This is a genomic window from Litoreibacter ascidiaceicola, assembly GCF_900129235.1.
Classification (GTDB): domain Bacteria; phylum Pseudomonadota; class Alphaproteobacteria; order Rhodobacterales; family Rhodobacteraceae; genus Litoreibacter; species Litoreibacter ascidiaceicola.
Window position 1 is genome coordinate 14,117 of record NZ_FQUV01000008.1, and the last position, 17,085, is coordinate 31,201.

The following is a 17,085-nucleotide window of genomic DNA, read 5'->3' on the forward strand; positions in this document are numbered from 1 at the left end:
GCGAATCAGCTTTGACTCATCCTTAGGGCAACACAGCGAACAAGCACGACAACGTGCACCAGCTTGGGGCAGACGATGGGTAAAATGACAAAGGTGATGCATGAAGCATTGCCACTGAACACGATTTTAGACGGTGATTGCATTGATGCGATGAACAGCCTTCCCGAAGGCTCCATTGATTTGATCTTTGCTGACCCTCCTTACAATCTTCAATTGCGCGGCGATTTGCATCGCCCTGACAACTCCAAGGTTGATGCGGTCGATGACGCGTGGGACCAGTTTTCGTCTTTCAAGAAATACGACGAATTCACCCAAGCTTGGCTAAAAGCCGCGAAGCGTTTGCTAAAACCAAATGGCGCGATCTGGGTGATCGGATCTTACCACAACATCTTCCGTGTCGGACACGAGTTGCAGAACCAAGGGTTCTGGATGCTCAACGACGTGGTTTGGCGTAAGTCGAACCCGATGCCGAACTTCCGTGGCAAGCGTTTGACCAACGCCCACGAGACGCTGATCTGGGCCTCAAAATCCGAAGGCAGCAAATACACGTTCAACTACGAGGCATTGAAGGCACTCAACGAAGGCACACAGATGCGCTCCGATTGGGTCCTGCCAATTTGTACTGGCCATGAACGCCTGAAGAATGATGCTGGCGATAAAGCCCATCCGACACAAAAGCCTGAAAGCCTGCTTCACCGCGTGTTGGTTGCGACCACCAACCCGGGCGACGTGGTTCTTGACCCGTTCTTTGGCACAGGCACAACAGGTGCTGTTGCCAAGAAGCTTGGTCGTGATTTCATCGGTATCGAGCGTGAAGCAGCGTATCGTGAAGTTGCCGAGAAGCGACTGAAGAACGTGCGCAAATTTGACCGCACATCACTTGAAGTCACGCAATCCAAACGCGCAGAGCCTCGCGTCCCGTTCGGCCAGCTGGTCGAACGCGGCATGCTGACACCTGGTGAAGAGCTCTGGAGCCTGAACGGGCGTCACAAAGCGAAAATTCGCGCCGATGGCACATTGATTGGCGATGACGTCAAAGGCTCGATCCACCAGGTAGGTGCCGCGCTTGAAGGTGCTCCAAGTTGCAATGGCTGGACTTACTGGACGTTCAAGCGCGACGGCAAGAAGGTTCCGATTGATTTGCTACGCCAGCAAATCCGCGCGGAGATGAACTAAGCACACCGAATTCAAAGTTACCGCCTGTGCCTGCGGCCTAACCGCAGCACATAACTGCCCCGCCCTAACCCAAGGTGCGGGGCATTTTTTTCACGCGGTTTCACGGTTCGTGGCACTGGCCACATCAGCATGTAATGGCTAACCTAGCGGCAATTGTGTTTCTTTTATTAGTTAGAACGGCTCTTGATGTCCGAATTAGAAAAGATGGAAGCGGAATTGGTTCAGCTGACAAAACAGCTGGCCGAATTTCTGTCGCTTGCGCCCACCGAACGCAGCATTCCGGGGTTTGCCAAGATTTGGCGCCCTATCTCCCGATATAGGGTCCAACTGCGCACGGCTTTGCAAGACCACGGCTCTATCTTGTCCGACCCAAGGTATCGCGATGCCAAAGGGTCAGAGATTCAACAGCGCGTCGGCTACAATGCAGCCCATACGCGCCTCCGTCTGTGGCCGCGCATTGAAGACATGGTGAACAGGCAGATTACACCAGAGGCCAAACACCTCATGCCGCAGCCGACAGAATATATGGATGGTGCGCATAATCGGTTTGTGAATCACATCTATGCGGCCCTTCACACGCTGGCCTTGCCATCGGCCGAGGCGATGTTGAACCTGATTTCTGATGCTCATCCCGATATCGCGCTACCGGCCACACATTTCGAGGCGCTCGTGCATGCAGCGTATCGCATCTGTTTGGCTCAGGGACGCACTACTCCGCCACGTTTCCTTGATGTCGGCTGCGGCGGTGGAACTAAAATTTGGGCTGCTTTACCCTACTTCCCGGATGCGAGTGGGCTAGAAAACAATCCGACCCAAGTGCAAGTCGGGGCAGCCGCGATGGCAAAACTCAACGCGCCCGCAGGATGTATCATGGAGGCGGATGCGCGTCGGTTTTTCGACTATTCGAGTTATGACGTGATCTATTTCTATCAGCCGCTGAAAGACCTTGATGGGCTAAGGGAAATGGAAGATCAGATTCTGGAGCAGGCCCGTCCGGGAACCATATTGATTGCACCTTACGCAGCGTTTTCGGCGGCAGAAGGTGATCTGCGCTGTTCAAGAATTGCACCGTCAATTTACGTGGCCGGACTTGCGCCATCCCAAACCGAAAAGCTGTGCGCGCGAGCGGAGATGATCGGGACGGACGCGCCTGAGCACAGCAATTCCTTTGATGCTGCGCTTGGCTACTGGCGGCCGGTTGTCGATGCGTCGCGCCGGAATGGCTATACGCTTTAGGCTACAAACACAGATACAGATTTTCCAAGGTGTAGTCGGGCAGTGTTCGAGTGGAAGCATATTCTGCGCGACGTCCACGCTTCGCGCAAATGCGATCAGCTTCGGCCTGTGACAGGGTTTTCGCGTCGGCTGGGTCGCCATAGGATGCAATTTGGATTTTTACGCTGTCGCCATTGAAATCCGAGACAACCGGTTGCGGCGGTGGAATACATCCCGCGAGTAGCAATATTGCGGCGATGATCAGTGTGTTGTGCACGAGGTGAGTCCTTCCTTGGGGTCAGCTCGTCAATGCTAACCTCAAGAAGGTAAACAAATACTTATGCCTACCGTGGCATAGGGTTGGTCGCCGCCTTATAAGGCGCCCAGTCGGTTATCTCGGGGTAATACATCGCCCGCCATTTCCGGACACGCGGGTTCATAATGCGACGATAGATCGGCGGAACCATCGCGGCCATTGTCATAACGGGGTATCCGTAGGGCAGCTGTGGCGCGTCTTCTTCGGTGTAGTTCTGTAGGAGCGGAAAGCGGCGGTCAGGCTTGTAGTGGTGGTCGGAATGACGCTGCAGGTTGATGAGTAGCCAGTTTGACGCTTTGTGGGCGGCGTTCCACGAATGACGCGGCTGAACATGCTCGTACTTGCCGTCACCCAAGTGCTTTCGGGTCAGCCCATAGTGTTCAATGTAGTTGACCAACTCCAACTGCCAGATGGCAACGTAGGCCTGAAATACGAAAAGCCCGAGACCAACCCAACCACCAAGCAGAAATGCGAGTATCAGCATCCCGAGTTGCAACACGGCATAGCGATAGAATGGGTTGCTGAAATCCGTCGCGGGTAGGTTCTTGCGGGCGAGCATCGCTTTCTCCGCCCCCCATGCCGACTTGATGCTTTGGCGTAGGACGCGTGGAAAGAACCGGTGGAAACCTTCGTTATATCGGGCAGTCACCGGGTCTTTGGGCGTAGCCACATAGCGATGATGCGTTAGCAGGTGTTCCGAACGGAAATGAGAATACAGCACTGACGACAAAAGAAGGTCACCCAGCCATCGCTCCAACTTGTTTTTCTGGTGCATAAGCTCGTGGCTGTAGTTGATGCCGATCGTTCCGGAGATGATCCCAACACCGAAGAAAAGCGCGATCTGCTCGCCGCCGGATAGATGATCTGCGCGGGTTGCGTAGGCGATCATCCCAAAGATCAGAATGAACTGTAGCGGAAACCACATCATGGTGATTGCGCGATACCAAAACAGATCGTCCTCGGTCGTGTCCAGATCGGCATTGTCGAGGTTTAGGCCAATGATCGCGTCCAGAATCGAGAACATTCCCCACCCGTAAACGGGAAGCAGTATCAGCCACCACCCACCCTGAGACGCGCCAATCAGGGCCAAAGGGATCATGAGCAGAGAAAGCCAAAACGGCACTGCCGCGCTGAATTTCGAGACCTCGGTCGTGGTCAGAGTTGTCATGGTGCACCTTTGCGGGTCTGCGTTGGTCGGGCTAAGAGTACTGCGATATTCAACGGTACTCAATTCTGCTCAAAGCGGTGTTTTGCCACGTCGAAAACCTTCCGCATAACCGTCGGAAGGTCTGACGGGCGGAAAGATTGATGCGGGATAAACACTCCCTTGTCTGGTGGAGTATCCACCTGCGCAGTCATCACGTCGAGGATCAGATGAAAGTGGGTAAACGTGTGGCGGACTTCGATACCTGTAGGCTCCCAAGAAGTTTGAACAGGTGGTGCAGGGGATGGCTCGTCAGTCCAGTCGGACCCTGGCCAGCCCAACATTCCACCCAATAGACCTTTGTTCGGGCGCGTCTCAAGCAACCAGTCCCCTTTGGAATTTCGCAGAACATAAGCGACGCCGCGGCGGGTTGGCTTTGCTTTCTTGGCAATTTTTCGAGGAAGCTCGGGCGCAAAGCCCGATGCGTGCCCTTCACACCCGTCGCGCCACGGACAAATTCCACATGCGGGTTTTTTGGGGGTGCAGATCGTCGCACCCAGATCCATCACCGCTTGAGCGTAGTCTCCAGCCCGTTCGCGCGGTGTTAGAGCCTGTGCCAGCTCCATCAATTCTGGTTTTGCGGTCGGTAGGGGCGTTTCAACTGCGTGAATTCGCGCCATCACGCGCTCCACGTTGCCGTCCAGAACGGTTTCCGGAAGGTCGAATGCAATCGATGCGATCGCGGCCGAGGTGTAAGGCCCAATCCCCGGAAGCGCCTGCAAGCTGTCGCGGTTACTGGGAAACACACCTCCATGCTCGGTGGCTACGACCCGGGCGCATTTGAGTAGGTTGCGGGCGCGTGCGTAGTAGCCAAGACCTGCCCATGCGGCCATCACTTCTGGGTCGTCGGCGGCAGCAAGATCAGCGACCGTCGGCCAAAGATTGGTGAACTTTACGAAATAGTCCTTCACGGCTGCTACGGTTGTTTGTTGTAACATCACTTCGCTAAGCCAAATGCGATAGGGGTCAGGCATGACGCCGCGCGCGCGGTCCTGAGGCGCAACGCGCCACGGCATGTCGCGGGCGTGCTGGTCGTACCACGCAAGAAGTGTGCCGGAAGTGACAGGTTCACGCAAAGTTTATACCCTTCTCAGGTCGCTTTTGTCTGACACCACGACGGCGAGGCGTTAAGTTATCGGTGCAACCTAAGGCAAAAACCGTGACTCGCAAGCAGGCACCATATTCCGCACCTACAACCAAGGCGCGCCCGACTTACCGTCGGCGCGGCTCCAAGGGGTTTTCGGCCATGTCTGGCTTCCTTGACGGACAAATCCGTCAGGCGGGTGAAAAACGTGGATTTGCTGTCATGCGTTTGCTGACTCATTGGAGCGAGATTGTCGGCGACGACACTGCCAAGATGGCCCATCCAGTTGACGTAGGCTATGGACGCGAAGGGTTCGGGGCCACATTGACCGTCCTGTGCTCAGGGTCTAGCGCCCCGTTAGTGCAACAGATGCTTCCGCAAATTCGCGAGAAGGTGAATGCATGCTACGGCTATTCGGCGATTAGCCGCGTTCGGATTACCCAGACCGCGCCCGTTGGGTTTAGCGAGGGGCAAATGTCGTTCACGGCGGCGACTAAGCAAAGGGCGGCACCCCCAGAACATGTGATTTCCGCCAGCAAAGAACTAGCTAGCAATGTAGAAAGCGATGGCTTGCGCCGCGCATTGGAACAACTTGGCCAAAATGTTATGGCCCGTAAATCGAACACCTGAGAAGGAATACAAGCAGATGAACCGCAATATCCTGATCGCCATTGTTGGCATCCTTGCTTTCGGTCTGGGCGCTTTCGTGCTGACGGGGAATTCCCCGGAGCCGGTTACGCCACTGAACGCACAAACGGCTGATGCCGGCGATATCGACACGTCAAGCGTCAAGGAAATGGCAATTGGTGACGCAGATGCGCCAATTACCTTGATCGAGTACGCGTCTTTCACCTGCCCGCATTGCGCGACCTTCCACCAGAATGTCTTCAAGCAGTTGAAGAAGGACTATGTAGATACTGGCAAAGTGAAATTCGTGTTCCGTGAAGTCTACTTTGATCGCTACGGCCTATGGGCTGGCATGGTTGCACGCTGTGGTGGCGGAATGCGGTACTTCGGAATTACCGACCTGATTTTCGAACACCAAAGAGAATGGGCACAGGGCGAACCTGCTCAAATCGCGGGCAATCTTCGCAAGTTCGGCAAGCAAGCCGGTTTGGACGATGAAACCCTTGATGCTTGTATGACCGATGGCGACAAAGCAGCGGCCATGACGGCTGTTTACCAGAAGAACGCTGAGGCAGACGGTATCCGGTCCACGCCTTCCTTGGTGATCAATGGCAAGCTTCATGAAAACATGAGCTACGATGATTTGAAAAAGATCCTCGACGCCGAGCTTTAAGCTTAGAACAGTCTGGTCAGTGCTGTATCCAGCGCTGACCAATCCTCGATTTCCAACCGAACAGGCACCGCTAAAACTTTTGCCCGGAATTCATCTGGCAAACGGGTTGCGTCTTTTTCTGTGGTCACCAATTGAGCACCCAAAAGCCGCGCTTCGCTCTCAAGCCGCGTCATCAAGGCCTGCGACAAGGGCTGATGGTCTTCAAGTGCTTCGGATTTCACAAGTTCGGCCCCAAGCTCCTGAACCGTTGCAAAAAACTTTTGGGGGTGGCCAATTCCGGCGAAGGCAAGAACACGACTGCCTTGCCAGTCCATACCGGTTTGAAGTGGCGTCAGATGCCCTTGCAAATGCGGGCAGGGAGGACGACCCCAAGTTTGCACGAAGTGACTTTGGGCTTTCTTTGGTCCAATACTCAGCAGTAAGTCGGCGCGCGAAAGCCCCGTCTCAATTGGCTCCCTCAATGGCCCTGCAGGCAGAACCTTTCCATTGCCAAACCCGCGAGACGCATCCACCACGACAATCGCCAGATCTTTATGCAACGCAGGATTTTGAAACCCGTCGTCCAGAATAATAGCATCCGCGCCACTTTGAACGGCCAGTTTCGCGCCTTGGCTGCGGTCCGGTGAAACCCATGTCGGCGCAAAGGCAGCAAGCAACAGAGGCTCGTCCCCGACATCTGCCGCGCGGTGGATGCGTTCGTTGACCTGCACTGCTGACGTCACTGACCCGCCATACCCGCGCGACACAATATGGGGGGTGTGCCCCATCTCTTGCAGTCGCTGTGCCAGCGCAATCACGGTGGGCGTCTTTCCCGTCCCGCCTGCGTTAATGTTGCCGACGCAAACTACCGGCACGTCCAGCTTCAATGGGGTTCCTTTCGCCAAACGGCGTGCCGTGCCCGCCGCGTAAATTGCGCCAAGCGGGGATAGCAGCGTCGATCTAAAGCCGGGTGGGCGATACCAGAAGCGGGGTGGCTGCATCAGGCTCTCTCCGCTTTGCGATCAAGCGCGGCGATTATTTCGACAAATGCCGCCTCAGCTGCCTGCGCACCTTGGCTGCTGATCTCCCAGGCGGCGTGGGCCATTGCTGCAGATCGGTGAGGCTCAAGTAGTTCAATCACGGCCTGGCCCAAGCTTGGCGCATCTGTGACCAAGCGCGCGCCTCCTGCTTCATCGAGACGGTCATACACATCCTTCGCATTTGCCACATGCGGGCCATGCAAAATGGCGGAGCCAAGTGCAGCAGGTTCATACGGGTTGTGACCGCCGATTTCTGCAAGCGACCCACCAAGAAAATTCATGGGGGCGATGCGATACCAAAGCCCCATCTCGCCCAGAGTATCGGCGATGTAGATGTCCATCACAGCATCGGGTTCTGTAGCTTCCGACCGCAAAGCAACCCGCCAGCCGGATTTGCGTAACATCTCAGCAATCGCCGGACCACGTTCGGGGTGTCGAGGAGCGATAATCAGCAACAACCGCGGCGCGGCACGACGGGCGAGGCGTTGTGCTTCGGCGGCAATTTCATCCTCGCCGGGGTGGGTAGAGGCTGCAAGCCATACCGGGCGCGTTTCAAGCGCCGCAGATATCTTTTCGCGTTCTTTCTCGTCATGCGGCAAGGCACCGCTGCTCTCTTTGAGAGACCCATTAATACGCACCTTAGTCGACTGAGCTCCAAGGCGCAGAAGGTGTTTGGCAGTGATCCTGTCTTGAGTAAGAAACAGGTCAAACTTGCCAAGAAGCGCACCGGCGGTCCCGCGTAACCAAAGCCACTTTTTGTAGGAGTCGTGCGACATGCGAGTATTGAGCGAAATCATCGCAATCCCGCGCGCGCTCGTTTCGCATATTAGCGAGGGCCATAGCTCGCTTTCTGTCCAAACAGCGACGTCCGGCTTCCAGTGATCAAGAAAGGATTCAACAAACGGCCGCGCGTCCAGTGGAACAAATTGGTGAATGGTCTGATCGGGAAGTCGTGACCCTAGCAAATCAGCAGAACTGCGGGTGCCTGTGGTGATCAGCACATTCAAGTCGGGTCTTTCGTCGATCAAGGAATCGATGAGGTCCAGCAACGAAAGGGACTCCCCGACCGAAGCGGCATGAAACCAGATCAGCTCGCCGCGCGGGCGCGGTTGCGAGGCAATGCCTCGTCGCTCGTTGATACGATCGGAGTCTTCTTTTCCATCGGCCAAGCGGGAGGCCAGCTTGCGATTGGCAAGCGGAACCATCCAGCGGGACGCCGTCAGATAAAGTGCCAGCATTGGTGAGAACGCCATCGCGGGGCCTGTATGGTCGAGTTAGCTACCGAGCTCTTCTGTCGGTGATGCTTCGGTCTTTTCGTCGCGCAGGCGGTGGATATGCGCAATGAAATATCGCATGTGCGCGTTATCGACTGTCTTTTGCGCTTCAGACTTCCATGCATCGTAAGCAGTGGCGTAGTCTGGATACATTCCGACGATGTGGATGTCCTTGACGTCTTTGAAGGCGTTCTTTGTCGGGTCGACAAGTTCGCCGCCGAAAACAAGGTGAAGGCGCTGGGTCATGAGGGTAGCTCCGGTGTTACTTAGAATTGCGGCGACAATAGGCGATGGCTCTGGGTAGCAACAGGGGCTTATTGAGGCTCCGGTTGGCGAATGCGGGCCTGCAGGGCTTTGTGCAGTATCGGGCCAGCCGCATGGCAGCCTTTGGTCTTCGGATGCGGGTTGTTAAAAGCCAGCGGGCTGTCATGGCGGTCGGTCACGGTTCCACCTGCCTGCCGCACGATCAGATCACCCGCAGCGATGTCCCATTCCCAGCAATCGCGCAGTGTGAGCATTGCGTCGTAGCGCCCTTGCGCAACCAAGCAGAGGCGATAGGCCAAAGACGGGCGAAACTTGCGTTGCACCGGTGGAACGTCACCAATCCAGTGCTCAGGCCGCATATTTGGCTTGGTCGCTAGGACCGTCGCTCCATCTAGATCAGGTCGGGATGAAGTGACGATATCCTCGCCATTTAGGGTTGCGTGGCCGGACTCTGTGGCTGCGAACAGCAAATCCATCATTGGGACATAAACCACCGCGGTGGTGATCCGGCCGTTCTCCGCGATCGCAAGAGAGTGAGAAAAATGACGTTCCCCAGCAATAAACGCGCGAGTGCCGTCGATTGGATCAACGATAAACACGCGGTCGCGTGACAATCTGGCGCTGTCATCCTCGGTTTCTTCGGACAGCCATCCGTAGGTCGCACGGGCGGCCAACAGATCGGTTCTCAGCATTTCGTCGATAGCCAGATCGGCCTCGGTTACGGGGCCAGCATTCCCTGCCTTATCCCACACCTCGGGTGACGCGTTGAAGAACTTGCGCGCGATATCTCCACTGGCCCGCGCGGCATCAATCAGTAGCTCTAGGTCATCAGTCGCCGGCAAGGATTAACCCTTCAACAAGAAGGCTGGGAACAACGCGCGACAGGTGAGCTCGGGCATCGTTGGCCGGTTGAATCCGTGGCAACATGTCTAGCAGGTTGCCCGCGACAGTGCATTCGTTGATCGCATATTGAGGCTCGCCGTTTTCAACCCAGATACCTGACGCACCGCGTGAATAGTCACCTGTATTTGGATTGATCGTCGATCCGATCATCGAGGTAATCCAAAGTCCGGTTCCCATCTCTTTCATCAAGTCCTGCAGGCTGCGATCCCCTTGCGTAAGCGCGATGTTGGACACCGATGGGCCGGGCGGTCCAGAGGTTCCACGTGACGCGGAGGCTGTGCTTTCCAAGCCCAGCTTGCGGGCATTGGCAAGGTCCAGTGTCCAGCTTTGCAAAACCCCGTCCCGCACGATGTCACGCGGTGCCGTGGGAAGTCCTTCGCCGTCAAACGGCTTGGAGCCGGAAATGCGAGGGCGGTGGGGATTCTCGGTAATCGAAAGGCCCGACGGCAAAATCTGCTCACCCAGTTTCCCCATTAACCAAGAGGAACCTCGCGCGATCATTGATCCGTTTGACGCGACAAGAAGATGGCCGATAAGCGAGGATGCAATACGCTCGTCAAAAATCACGGGGTATGATCCGGTTTTTGGGCGGCGGGCACCAGCGCGGGCAATTGTGCGCTCCGCTGCGATGCGTCCGACATCTTCAGCACTGGGCAACTCGTTCTGGAAAATCCGGCTTTCGCCAAAATAGTCGCGCTCCATTGCGCTTCCTTCGCCCGCAATGGCCACACAAGAAAGGCTGCGACTTGATCTGCGGTATCCACCCGAAAACCCGTTGGACGTTGCAAGGTGAATGCGTCGACGACCATAACCGGCAGATGCAGACTGAACCTGATTAATGCCATCCTGCGCCAAGGCAGAGGCTTCCGCACGCTTGGCATCATCTTCCAATTCCGCCGCTTTGGGTTCGGCTGTTGGATCAAAAAGCTCTAGCGCATCAACATCCCAACCTTTGGCAAACTGAGATGGGTCCGCGAGGCCGATATAAGGATCCTCCGGCGCTTCCTTCGCCATAGCAACGGCACGTTCTGCCATTGTGGTCAAAGTAGCATCGTCGAACAGAGAGGACGAAACAACGGCCTGTCTCTGGCCAATCATCACGCGCAGACCGATATCTATGCCCTCGGAGCGTTCGGCATGCTCCAGCTTCCCGCCAAGCACATCAATGGACACCGAAGTCCCGTCAACGGCCATCGCGTCCGCGCTATCGGCACCAGCCTTTCGGGCGGCAAGTAGCATGCGGTCGGTCAGGGCAGACAGGTCTTGGGACATGGGAGAGCTCCGGTAAATCTACACGTGGACGTAGTCTTGTGAGCGGGGGCTTGCAAGGCGGCATGGCAAGGATTGCTTGCAACTTCGTCGTCGGGTGGGTCAGATAGCGCAAGTTTTTTGGAGAGTTCCATGGTTGATCTTACGGGAAAAACAGCGCTGATCACCGGCGCTAGCAGAGGCATCGGGGCAGATACCGCACGCATAATGGCTGCCGCTGGCGCGCATGTTGTACTGCTCGCAAGAAGCACGCGTGATCTGGAAGTGCTGGCGGCTGAGATCGGGGCGCAGGCGATTGTTTGTCCCGCAGATGTTGCCAGCTACGACGATTGGTCCAAGGCCGTGACGGTTGCCATGGAGCAAACCGGCCGCATCGACATATTGGTGAATAATGCCGGCCTGATCGACCCCATCTCGCGATTGGAAAACAGCGACCCGAAGGAATGGGCCAGACTGATCGATGTGAATCTCAAAGGTGTCTACTACGGCGTGAGATCAACATTGCCGACGATGCTATCCCAGAGTTCAGGGACAATTTTAAATATCAGCTCCGGTGCGGCGCACGGGCCGATGGAGGGGTGGAGTGCCTATTGTTCATCAAAAGCCGGTGCCGCCATGCTGACACGCTGCATTCATAAAGAGCATGGCGATGCGGGTATCCGCGTTATGGGGCTTTCGCCGGGCACGGTCGCGACTGAAATGCAGGTGAAAATCAAGGAAAGCGGTATCAACCCGGTAAGTGAGTTGGACCCGTCCGTGCATATTCCGGCTGAATGGCCCGCCAAGGCGTTGCTGTGGATGTGTAGCGCGGATGCGGACGCGTTCTTGGGTGAAGAAGTCTCGCTGCGTGACGAAGATGTTCGTCGGCGGGTGGGCCTTGGAGAATGATCGAGGTGAGCAAAGGCGACGCCATTTGGGTCATCAAGATCAACCGACCTGAGAAGGCGAACTCGCTGACACGCCGGATGCTGAGAGACTTGGCGATTGCCGTAGAATCTGCGGCGGGAGAGGTGCAGGCCATAGTTTTGACCGGTGAAGGCAAGGTTTTCAGCGCAGGCGCTGATCTGGAAGCGGCAAAGGCGGGGTTGGCGACCGATCCGATTTGGGAGCGCTTATCAAAGGCCATAGCGGATTTTCCGGGTCTGAGCATCGCTGCGTTGAATGGCACCTTGGCGGGCGGGGCCATGGGAATGGCACTCGCCTGTGATGTGCGTATTTGTGTCCCGACCGCAAAGTTCTTCTATCCGGTGATGAAGCTTGGCTTCCTTCCGCAACCCTCCGATCCCGCACGCTTGGCTGCGTTGGTCGGCCCCGCAAGGGCCAAGATGATCCTGATGGCTGGTCAGAAAGTCGGGGCGATAGAAGCTCTCCAATGGGGCTTGGTGGACCGGATCGTGGAATCCGGAGAACTACTCGACGCTGCCAAGTCATTGGCGGAGGATGTCATTGAAGCCACTCCAAACCATGCGGCTGCAATCAAGGCGATGCTTGGCTAGGGCGCTTCAATCAGTGAAGCCGCCGCCCCATAGGGCTTTCTTTGCTTTCGGTGACGGACTAGAGGTTATCGAACACTCCGGAACGACCAAGGGCGTATGCGATGGAAAGTAATCCATTTGTTCAGAAAATGTTGGGCTATGGCGAGCAAGGCTGGGAACTGGCACTTAGCTGGCTGACAAGCCCTGCGGCGTGGTCTCAGTTTGCCTTATTGGTGGTCGCTTTCGGATTGGCGTGGCTTCTAAGCCGACGCATCAACAATGCGCTTCGGGGTTTACTTACCCCGGCAGAGGACGCCGACGGGCTCATCGCCACCGCACGCCGTTTCGTCCTTCGTTTCTTACCACTGATGCTGCCGCTGCTAGCCTATGCGTTCACGGCGGTCGGCGAACAGGTCGTGCGTTCACTGTTTGATAGCGGAGCGGTTATCGCATTCGGCAAGCGGGTTTTCCTGTTCCTCGCAGCCCGCAGGCTTGTGCACCGGATTATTTCTGATCCGTTCCTGAAGCTGCTTGGCAAGTTCATCCTTATCCCAGTCGCAGCGCTTTACGCTGTTGATCTCCTGGACACGGCAACCACTGCGTTGTCAGAGTTTCGCGTTGGTCTTGGGAACATCTCGTTCTCGTTGATGTCGCTGGTGCGAGGATTGATTGCAGGTTCGTTGCTATTCTGGCTGGGGCGCTGGTCGAACGATCAAAGCGCCGCGATGATCAGCAAGCAAAAAGAGTTGCGACCAGCGACCCGCCAACTGGCGGTAAAAACTGTCGAGATCATAATTTTTGGCGCCGCGTTCCTGCTTTTGATGAACATCATGGGGATCAGCCTTGGCAGTCTCGCCGTGTTGGGTGGTGCCATTGGTGTTGGTCTTGGTTTTGGCCTTCAGAAGATCGCCTCCAATTTCATATCCGGCGTCATCTTATTGCTGGAAGGTCAGGCAACTGTTGGTGACTTTGTGGAACTTGATGGCGGCGAGGCCGGCACAATCGTCAAGATGACCGCCCGCGCGATCATTCTGGAAACCTATGACGGGCGGTGGATTGTTGTCCCGAACGAGGACTTCATCGTAACCCGCGTGATCAACTATTCCGATCAAGGCTCTGCCAACCGATACGAGGCCGAGTTCTCGGTGTCCTATGACACCGACATCAACACCGTCCCGGCGATTGTAGAGGCAGCAGTTCAGGGCCACCCCGATGTGCTTGCGGAACCGTATCCCGCCGACTGCGAGCTTCGTGGTTTTGGTGACAGCGGAATAGACTTCTCGGTGGAGTTCTGGGTGAACGGTATTGACGACGGGCGGCACAAATATACGTCCGATGTGTTGTTCCTCATCTGGAACGCGCTGAAAGACAACGGCATTCAAATCCCGTATCCGCATCGCGTTATCGAGTTCAAAGGTGAGATGCCCAAGTGAGCGAAGCTCTTGTTATCGGGGCTGGACCGGCGGGTTTGATGGCCGCAGAGATGCTCGCGGATGCGGGGCACTCGGTCACCATCGCGGAGCAAAAACCCTCGGTGGGTCGCAAGTTCCTGATGGCGGGTAAATCGGGCCTAAATCTTACCAAAGATGAACCGGAAGCGGCTTTTTTCAAGGCTTTTAACGCTGATTGGCTTCTGCCTGCACTTCGCGAATTCGGACCCGTTGAGGTCATGGCTTGGGCAGAAGATTTAGACCAACAGATATTCACCGGATCAAGTGGGAGGGTATTTCCCAAGTCAATGAAAGCCTCCCCGTTGTTGCGGACATGGCTCGGTCGTTTGGCCAATAAGGGCGTGACGATACGAACTCGTTGGCAATGGACGGGTTGGAACGGTGACGCTTGTATTTTCCAAACTCCCGACGGTCCGGTTGAACTTGCACCATCAGTCACGGTCCTTGCCATGGGCGGGGCATCTTGGCGCAAGCTGGGTTCGGACGGGGTGTGGGCAAATCAATTCGAGCGATCTGATCTACGTCCATTCAAACCCGCCAACATGGGCTTTGTGGTGGAATGGTCATCACACATGAATGACCATCTTGGGTTGCCCTTGAAGAACGTTGCATTCGGGGTGGGTGGCTCGGCAATACGGGGCGAAGCAGTCATATCTGCGAAGGGTCTTGAAGGCGGCGGCATATATACCGTTTCAGCGGCGGTGCGCGACGGTGCAGCTTTGACGATAGACCTGCTGCCTGATCTGTCCCAAGAAGAAGTCGGCAAGCGACTAAAGCGCAGGCGTGGTAAAGACAGCTGGTCAAATCACATGCGTAAGAATTTGAAGCTGGAGCCCGTGAAACTTGCTCTGTTGCAAGAATTTGCGCGCCCTTTGCCTGATGATCCCATCGACCTATCCGCTGTCATCAAAGCACTCCGCGTTCACCACAAAGGGCCGCGGCCAATGGATGAGGCAATTTCGACTGCAGGAGGGTTGGCTGAAGAGGCCCTCGACAGAAAGCTAATGTTGCGCGCACGTCCAGGTGTTTTTGCAGCTGGTGAAATGCTGGATTGGGAAGCGCCTACGGGTGGCTACCTGATAACAGGTTGCCTTGCGACAGGACGTTGGGCGGGGAAGGCAGCCGCCGACTATGCGTCGCGGCTGTCAGTAAAAAGGCATTTGTAGCGGGCTTCCGTTTGCTCGACTATGTCTTCGATTTCTTTATCGAGAGTCTTCCCCACTGCGCGCGCAGTCGTTTTTCCGTCCGCGTCGAATATTGAATCAACTGCTCCGTTCACAGCTTTCGTAAAGCGCGCATCAAGGTAGGCGTGGGCTTTTCGGGCGCGTTTCTTGGTTGCGTCGTCGGTAGGCCCTGACGCGCAGGTGTATGTAAACACGGCCTCGCCATCGGCTGATCGAAATGCAAACTTTTCACGGTGTGGATACGCAGTGTCGATGATTGCTTGGGGTGAACATGCGCTTAGAAGCAGCGCTGAAAGAAAAATGTGTTTCATCATTGTCTCGATTGATTGGTCAGTCGGCACGAGCCGTTTTATATGCAGGCCGCGTGTGCACATTGGAAAGGTAATCCTTCAAACGTGATTGCGAGATGCCGAACTTTGCGCCAATCGCCCAATCAAGGCAGTGCGCGAGTATAATATCTGCGATGGTGAATTCGTCTCCCATCAGGAAGGGTCCGTCGCCCATTTGCGCGACCAATGTGGTTTCCGAGCGTGCAAACTCCCATTTCAAAGACTCTTTAACCTCTGGCACGCGCTTTTCTTCGGGAAGTATGAAACTGTGCCGCGCAGCTGTCCACAACACGCTGTCAAACTCGTCAAGGATCATATGGGTAAACCCATCCTGACGTGCGCGGCCCAAAGACCCTGCCTTGAGCGTCAGCCCATTATGCTTGTCGGCAAGGAAGGTGATGATCGCTGTGCTGTCGGTCAGCGTGGCGCCATCTGCGATCAAGGCGGGAACCTTGCCGGACGGGTTGTACTCGATCGCTTCCTCAGAGCGGGGTGCCGCCTGAAGTTGCGTGTAGGGCAGGCCCAACTCTTCCAAGGCCCATTTCACACGAAATGTGCGGGTCTTCGTCAATCCGATCAGCGTGTACATTCAGTCGTCCTTATCTTCGGTTCATCATGGCAAGTCGGATCAGGGCACGCTCCATCAGTGCCATTTGAGGCGCGGTACTGGCGGATCGTAGCTGCAGATCGGTATCGGTGAGCAAGCGAAGGGCTGTCTCAAGTTTGTAGGTGCCCCACGCACGCGCCTGCCGCAACATACGATCTTTGCGTTTGTAGGGAACGGGTGGACGCGCGCGGGCGATACCGGCGTCGGGGCCTTTAGGGTCACTTGCCGCCAAATGCAGTTTGCGGAAATGCTGCGTCGCACCGATGCAGAGGCGCACGGCGGCGACGCCTTGCGCCTCCAGCTTGGTCAGGATCGGACCGATTTCCTGAAAGCGCCCTTCAGCCACGATATCCAGCGCATCATCAAGCGACGCCTCGGACGTAGCGGGGGCGCAGTTTGCGATGTCGTCGGATGTTACTGGGGTTGCGTCACCATGCTTATAAAGTGACAGCTTTTCGACGGTTTGACGGAAATCGCCCGGCTCGAGCACGCGACCTAGGTCCATCAAATCACCCATCGCATCGGGTGGAATGTCGGTTACACCTGCCTTGCGAAGCTCTGCCTCAATCTCGTCGCGGCCGGGCGGATCGGCATAGATTGCCGCCGCATAGGCGTTGTTGTGGCCCTCAAACATCTTGCGCAAGGCGGAGCGCGGGGTGAGCTGTCCGCATGTCACGAGGATAGTGGCATCCCCTTGCCGCCAATCCTTCAACGCCGCGTCGATGGCTTTGGCGACCGTATCGGTCGCATCTTCGACGAACGCGACGCGTGCACCGGGGAAAAAGCCCTGCGCCTTGATTGCGTCCATCAACATTGCCGGGTCTTTGCGCAAATCCGATGACGGGATGCGCGTCAGGCGCATTTCCTCTTCGCCCTGAGGGCCAACTAGGGCTGCAATAACTTCCTGTCGGCGCATAGCGATACGCATGGCATCGGGGCCATAGATCAAAAGGCCGGCGCGGGTCGGGTCGGGTTTGGCGAAGAACGCGCGGGCGTCTTTCAGGGCCAGTTTCAT

18 protein-coding genes are annotated in these 17,085 nt (G+C 56.2%); 8 read left to right on the top strand and 10 right to left on the bottom strand.

All coding sequences use genetic code 11. The features are described from left to right. Positions 1–75: 75 nt before the first annotated feature. Together BUB72_RS15315 and BUB72_RS15320 are read left to right on the top strand one after the other, a co-directional pair. A complete protein-coding gene (locus BUB72_RS15315; protein WP_073145537.1) occupies positions 76–1,176 on the top strand; it encodes a site-specific DNA-methyltransferase in 1,101 nt (366 codons plus the stop codon). Positions 1,177–1,362: 186 nt separating this feature from the next. Next, positions 1,363–2,412 (top strand): class I SAM-dependent methyltransferase, encoded by a 1,050-nt coding sequence (locus BUB72_RS15320; RefSeq protein ID WP_073145540.1) that lies wholly within the window; start codon positions 1,363–1,365, stop codon positions 2,410–2,412. A gap of 1 nt (position 2,413) precedes the next feature. On the opposite strand, the gene BUB72_RS15325 is transcribed toward BUB72_RS15320, so the two are convergent. From BUB72_RS15325 to mutY, 3 genes are all read right to left on the bottom strand, one after another. Continuing rightward, positions 2,414–2,668 (bottom strand): hypothetical protein, encoded by a 255-nt coding sequence (locus tag BUB72_RS15325; protein ID WP_073145542.1) that lies wholly within the window; start codon positions 2,666–2,668, stop codon positions 2,414–2,416. Between the two features lie 67 nt (positions 2,669–2,735). After that, positions 2,736–3,875 (bottom strand): alkane 1-monooxygenase, encoded by a 1,140-nt coding sequence (locus tag BUB72_RS15330; RefSeq protein ID WP_073145544.1) that lies wholly within the window; start codon positions 3,873–3,875, stop codon positions 2,736–2,738. Positions 3,876–3,934: 59 nt separating this feature from the next. After that, positions 3,935–4,987, bottom strand: coding sequence for an A/G-specific adenine glycosylase (mutY, locus tag BUB72_RS15335; RefSeq protein ID WP_073145547.1), 1,053 nt, complete (start codon positions 4,985–4,987; stop codon positions 3,935–3,937). A gap of 83 nt (positions 4,988–5,070) precedes the next feature. On the opposite strand from mutY, the gene BUB72_RS15340 reads away from it, so the two are divergent. Both BUB72_RS15340 and BUB72_RS15345 read left to right on the top strand, forming a co-directional pair. Further along, the gene (locus BUB72_RS15340) at positions 5,071–5,625 is read left to right on the top strand and encodes a DUF721 domain-containing protein (protein ID WP_425435178.1); all 555 of its coding nucleotides are present in this window, start codon (positions 5,071–5,073) and stop codon (positions 5,623–5,625) included. A 16-nt stretch (positions 5,626–5,641) separates the two neighbouring features. After that, on the top strand, positions 5,642–6,295 hold the full coding sequence (locus tag BUB72_RS15345) for a DsbA family protein (protein ID WP_073145551.1): 654 nt from the start codon (positions 5,642–5,644) through the stop codon (positions 6,293–6,295). 2 nt (positions 6,296–6,297) lie between these two features. Here BUB72_RS15345 and lpxK read toward each other — a convergent pair whose 3' ends face one another. From lpxK to BUB72_RS15370, 5 genes are all read right to left on the bottom strand, one after another. Then, positions 6,298–7,275 (bottom strand): tetraacyldisaccharide 4'-kinase, encoded by a 978-nt coding sequence (lpxK, locus tag BUB72_RS15350; protein WP_073145554.1) that lies wholly within the window; start codon positions 7,273–7,275, stop codon positions 6,298–6,300. After that, on the bottom strand, positions 7,275–8,552 hold the full coding sequence (locus tag BUB72_RS15355) for a 3-deoxy-D-manno-octulosonic acid transferase (protein ID WP_245814874.1): 1,278 nt from the start codon (positions 8,550–8,552) through the stop codon (positions 7,275–7,277). Before BUB72_RS15355 ends, lpxK begins: the two co-directional genes overlap by 1 nt. Before the next feature lie 36 nt (positions 8,553–8,588). Then, positions 8,589–8,834 (bottom strand): DUF4170 domain-containing protein, encoded by a 246-nt coding sequence (locus BUB72_RS15360; RefSeq protein WP_073145559.1) that lies wholly within the window; start codon positions 8,832–8,834, stop codon positions 8,589–8,591. 68 nt (positions 8,835–8,902) lie between these two features. Further along, entirely contained in the window at positions 8,903–9,694 is a 792-nt protein-coding gene (locus tag BUB72_RS15365; RefSeq protein WP_073145561.1) for a 3'(2'),5'-bisphosphate nucleotidase CysQ, read from the bottom strand. Beyond that, on the bottom strand, positions 9,681–11,027 hold the full coding sequence (locus tag BUB72_RS15370) for a TldD/PmbA family protein (RefSeq protein ID WP_073145564.1): 1,347 nt from the start codon (positions 11,025–11,027) through the stop codon (positions 9,681–9,683). Before BUB72_RS15370 ends, BUB72_RS15365 begins: the two co-directional genes overlap by 14 nt. A 129-nt stretch (positions 11,028–11,156) precedes the next feature. Here BUB72_RS15370 and BUB72_RS15375 point away from each other — a divergent pair, with 129 nt between their 5' ends. From BUB72_RS15375 to BUB72_RS15390, 4 genes are all read left to right on the top strand, one after another. Next, positions 11,157–11,912 carry an SDR family oxidoreductase gene (locus BUB72_RS15375; protein WP_073145567.1) on the top strand — a complete coding sequence of 252 codons (756 nt, stop codon included), beginning with the start codon at positions 11,157–11,159 and terminating at the stop codon, positions 11,910–11,912. Further along, positions 11,909–12,520 carry an enoyl-CoA hydratase/isomerase family protein gene (locus BUB72_RS15380; RefSeq protein ID WP_073145569.1) on the top strand — a complete coding sequence of 204 codons (612 nt, stop codon included), beginning with the start codon at positions 11,909–11,911 and terminating at the stop codon, positions 12,518–12,520. Before BUB72_RS15375 ends, BUB72_RS15380 begins: the two co-directional genes overlap by 4 nt. Before the next feature lie 101 nt (positions 12,521–12,621). After that, complete coding sequence (locus BUB72_RS15385; protein WP_073145572.1) at positions 12,622–13,932, top strand: mechanosensitive ion channel family protein; 1,311 nt, start codon at positions 12,622–12,624, stop codon at positions 13,930–13,932. Beyond that, complete coding sequence (locus tag BUB72_RS15390) at positions 13,929–15,116, top strand: TIGR03862 family flavoprotein (RefSeq protein WP_073145574.1); 1,188 nt, start codon at positions 13,929–13,931, stop codon at positions 15,114–15,116. The genes BUB72_RS15385 and BUB72_RS15390 overlap by 4 nt, the downstream gene beginning before the upstream one ends. Before the next feature lie 348 nt (positions 15,117–15,464). On the opposite strand, the gene BUB72_RS15400 is transcribed toward BUB72_RS15390, so the two are convergent. Further along, the gene (locus BUB72_RS15400) at positions 15,465–16,052 is read right to left on the bottom strand and encodes a glutathione S-transferase family protein (RefSeq protein ID WP_073145578.1); all 588 of its coding nucleotides are present in this window, start codon (positions 16,050–16,052) and stop codon (positions 15,465–15,467) included. Between the two features lie 10 nt (positions 16,053–16,062). Next, positions 16,063–17,085, bottom strand: a complete 1,023-nt coding sequence (gene holA / locus BUB72_RS15405; protein ID WP_073145580.1) for a DNA polymerase III subunit delta — start codon at positions 17,083–17,085, stop codon at positions 16,063–16,065.

Bases quoted from the DNA above. Each gene is read 5' to 3' on its own strand.
- BUB72_RS15345 (WP_073145551.1), top strand. From the start codon at position 5,642: ATGAACCGCAATATCCTGATCGCCATTGTTGGCATCCTTGCTTTCGGT.
- holA (WP_073145580.1), bottom strand. From the start codon at position 17,085: ATGAAACTGGCCCTGAAAGACGCCCGCGCGTTCTTCGCCAAACCCGAC.
- BUB72_RS15355 (WP_245814874.1), bottom strand. From the start codon at position 8,552: ATGCTGGCACTTTATCTGACGGCGTCCCGCTGGATGGTTCCGCTTGCC.
- BUB72_RS15330 (WP_073145544.1), bottom strand. From the start codon at position 3,875: ATGACAACTCTGACCACGACCGAGGTCTCGAAATTCAGCGCGGCAGTG.
- BUB72_RS15375 (WP_073145567.1), top strand. From the start codon at position 11,157: ATGGTTGATCTTACGGGAAAAACAGCGCTGATCACCGGCGCTAGCAGA.
- BUB72_RS15385 (WP_073145572.1), top strand. From the start codon at position 12,622: ATGGAAAGTAATCCATTTGTTCAGAAAATGTTGGGCTATGGCGAGCAA.
- BUB72_RS15315 (WP_073145537.1), top strand. From the start codon at position 76: ATGGGTAAAATGACAAAGGTGATGCATGAAGCATTGCCACTGAACACG.
- BUB72_RS15380 (WP_073145569.1), top strand. From the start codon at position 11,909: ATGATCGAGGTGAGCAAAGGCGACGCCATTTGGGTCATCAAGATCAAC.
- BUB72_RS15370 (WP_073145564.1), bottom strand. From the start codon at position 11,027: ATGTCCCAAGACCTGTCTGCCCTGACCGACCGCATGCTACTTGCCGCC.
- BUB72_RS15400 (WP_073145578.1), bottom strand. From the start codon at position 16,052: ATGTACACGCTGATCGGATTGACGAAGACCCGCACATTTCGTGTGAAA.
- BUB72_RS15320 (WP_073145540.1), top strand. From the start codon at position 1,363: ATGTCCGAATTAGAAAAGATGGAAGCGGAATTGGTTCAGCTGACAAAA.
- lpxK (WP_073145554.1), bottom strand. From the start codon at position 7,275: ATGCAGCCACCCCGCTTCTGGTATCGCCCACCCGGCTTTAGATCGACG.
- BUB72_RS15360 (WP_073145559.1), bottom strand. From the start codon at position 8,834: ATGACCCAGCGCCTTCACCTTGTTTTCGGCGGCGAACTTGTCGACCCG.